This is a genomic window from Pseudomonas asuensis, from assembly GCF_014646755.1.
GTDB lineage: Bacteria > Pseudomonadota > Gammaproteobacteria > Pseudomonadales > Pseudomonadaceae > Chryseomonas > Chryseomonas asuensis.
Genome location: NZ_BMNW01000051.1, coordinates 1 through 2730, shown reverse-complemented (window position 1 = coordinate 2730; position 2730 = coordinate 1). Strand labels below are relative to the sequence as shown.

The window sequence follows — 2730 nt, the reverse complement described above, 5'->3', positions numbered from 1 at the left end:
TGCGATCGCTGTAATTCCGCTCGGATGGCGTGCGTGGTCGTGGCGCGTTTGTGTAGAGCCTGAGCCATGGATCCTCCTCCGATAGAGGTCTATACCATAAACCCTTTCTCCCTGGGGCCAAACAACTAACAAATATAGTTATTTCAAACACTTAACTAGAGCGGAATTTATTAGCTAAGCTTTTAACGTAATCTTCTAAAAACGCGTCAAATAACCCGCTGGGTTGTTGTTGAACAATTAGAGAAAGCATAGGATCCTCGACTTCAGTTCTCACTTTAACAAGCTCTTCAATAACTGAGTGCCCGCAAAAAGGAACATATGTCTCGGAATAGCCGCCTTCATGAACAAGAACTAAACGGCCATTACATAAAAAGTCAGCAGTATTTTGTATCTTAGCGGTCATCGATCGAAATGTTTCACTATGTAGCTGCATCCGTGCAAGCGGATCAACTGCATTGGCATCAAAACCACAGGCCACAATGATGAGTTCAGGTTGAAATTTTTCCAATGCAGGGACTACGATGGTATCGACTGCTTGTAGATAGGTTTTATGACCGATACCTGCAGGTAATGGTATATTTATATTATATCCTTCGCCTTTTCCAATTCCTCGATCCTCAAGACCGTTATAGCCAGCAGGAAAACAACGATCTTGATGTAAAGAAATAGTTAGAACGTCGTTTCGCTGCTCGAATATTGCTTGGGTACCATTTCCATGGTGAACGTCCCAATCAACTACTGCAACTTTGCCAAGTCCATAACGTGCTTTAGCTACTTCAATTGCAATGGCAATATTAGCTAGAAGACAAAACCCCATGCCTTGATCCGGAAGACAATGATGACCCGGTGGACGAGACAAGGAATAAGCATTGTCGATTTTGCCGGTAAGCACAGCCTCTACAGCAGCCATAGCAAGCCCTGCTGAAATTTGGGCAATCTCATAGCTACCAGCCCCTACGGGCGCTGCTAAGCCAACCATCCCCCCCCCATTCTGGCTAGCTGATTTCAGGCGTTCTAAATACTCGCGAGAGTGGACGCGTAAGATATCATCTTCTCCCACAGGTGGTGCGTCACACATTATAAGCTGCTTTGATAGTCCCGAAATATCCATCAAATTTTTGAGTCGACGTTTAGTCTCGGGCGACTCAGCAAACCCTTCAGATACTGTAGGCTGCACCCAACCCCCAACTGGAAGTACCAGCGCATGAGGGTTAGTACAATGCCAGAAACATCTCTCATTATAAAAAAAACCAGTTTTACGCTTCATTTTCTGCCCCTATAAGTACTTACTAAAACAGCCAGCCAAGATTTGTAATGAATTCACAGCTTATGTACCCAACGTAGGTTAAACCTGCTTCCCTCCGGACGATTTCTAGCATCTGACTCAAAATACATGTTTGCTACCAAAAGATTTTCTTTTGAAAATCCGTACATAAATCCTGGGCCTATACCTTGAATTCTTTCTCTTCGTCCGGAAACGCTATTACCATTTAGTTTTGTATCGGTAAATTGGCTTAGCCAATATCCATTTATACCCACCTGGAATTTATTATTCAGCGCATATAGAATGTTATAGTTAAAATGTATGGCCTGACCTGCTTGTACCTCGCTTATGCCTGAATCATAACTCTTTAGCGAAGGATTAGAATTTTTAGCGTTCCATAGATAATGAGCACGCCAGGATATACTTACTTTTGGTGTCATCCAGTAAGTAGCTGCCCAGTAGGGGTTAAAGGAAAAAAAATTAGATCCTGGATTTATGGCATAATTTTTACTGTATCTACCTGTTGGCAAGCTAATATCAGCCTCTACTCTTTGTGAAAATACTATTTTGCCATCTCTTACTATTGGCTTTGATTGTAAATAGAGCCCTAAGCTTAAATCTGCAACTCCGTCGTTAGCATTTAAAACCGAATTTCTTAATCCATCCTCTACTTTGGCGCTAATAAGAATGGGAAGTAAAGCACTAACCCCCCAGTCACTCTCTAATGGCCCACCAGTGCCTTGATAAATCAGTTGTAAAGCGGTCGTGTCAATTTGTGTTGTAGACTTTGGGATTGAAACCTTATTACCCTTATTGTCGGTAATTCTTTTTGCATCATAATGTGTATAGAAAATTGAGCCTGTCCAGCCTGGCCCTCCTGGTACAGGGGCACCATCATAAAATGACGTTAGACCAAGATTAACGGCTGGCAGATCAGTAGCATGAATAATTCCACAATTACAGAAAAAGGTGAGGCTAACGCTAACCTTTATAGAAACTAGTCCAGAGGCCTTTTTTCTTATCATGGTTTCCCTAATAGTTATAATCAATAAAGATATGCTATTTATCTTTTCTATAAGGCACCTCTACCATAGAACCTTCATCAATACTTTGTATCAGCTACCAGAAAGAATTAAATATTTATTTTTACCGATAGGAGTGAGTATTGGTATGGCAAGACAACTAGCTTGAACGACTATACCTTTCAATTATTTCAATTAATCGTAACTGTTTGTTTTTCAGAAAGCAGCTCGGGTAGCTTAGGCTCTGCCTGAAAAAGATTTTCTCAAGCAAATCCGTAAGCAAGCCAAAGAAATCATAGCCTCGAAGCTACTGGTAAGTTTCTCGAAACGGGTGGCTATTCGGCGATGCTCATTAAGCCAGCTAAAGAGCCGTTCGATAACATTGCGCTTACGATAGGCGGGGCGGTCAAACAGTCTGGGCAAGCCTGTCCTAGGGCGCCGATG

General features: G+C 42.1%; 3 protein-coding genes. All 3 read right to left on the bottom strand.

What is annotated here, in order from left to right; genetic code table 11:
- Window positions 1-151 precede the first annotated feature (151 nt).
- Entirely contained in the window at window positions 152-1267 is a 1116-nt protein-coding gene (locus IEX86_RS24545) for a histone deacetylase-like amidohydrolase (protein ID WP_188868765.1), read from the bottom strand.
- A 53-nt stretch (window positions 1268-1320) separates the two neighbouring features.
- Entirely contained in the window at window positions 1321-2289 is a 969-nt protein-coding gene (locus IEX86_RS24540; protein WP_188868764.1) for a SphA family protein, read from the bottom strand.
- A gap of 234 nt (window positions 2290-2523) precedes the next feature.
- On the bottom strand, window positions 2524-2730 hold a 207-nt coding region (locus tag IEX86_RS24535; RefSeq protein WP_188868763.1), incomplete at its 5' end, for a transposase.

Excerpts from the sequence above, each read along its gene's own strand:
- IEX86_RS24545 (WP_188868765.1), bottom strand. The coding sequence starts at position 1,267 with ATGAAGCGTAAAACTGGTTTTTTTTATAATGAGAGATGTTTCTGGCAT.
- IEX86_RS24540 (WP_188868764.1), bottom strand. The coding sequence starts at position 2,289 with ATGATAAGAAAAAAGGCCTCTGGACTAGTTTCTATAAAGGTTAGCGTT.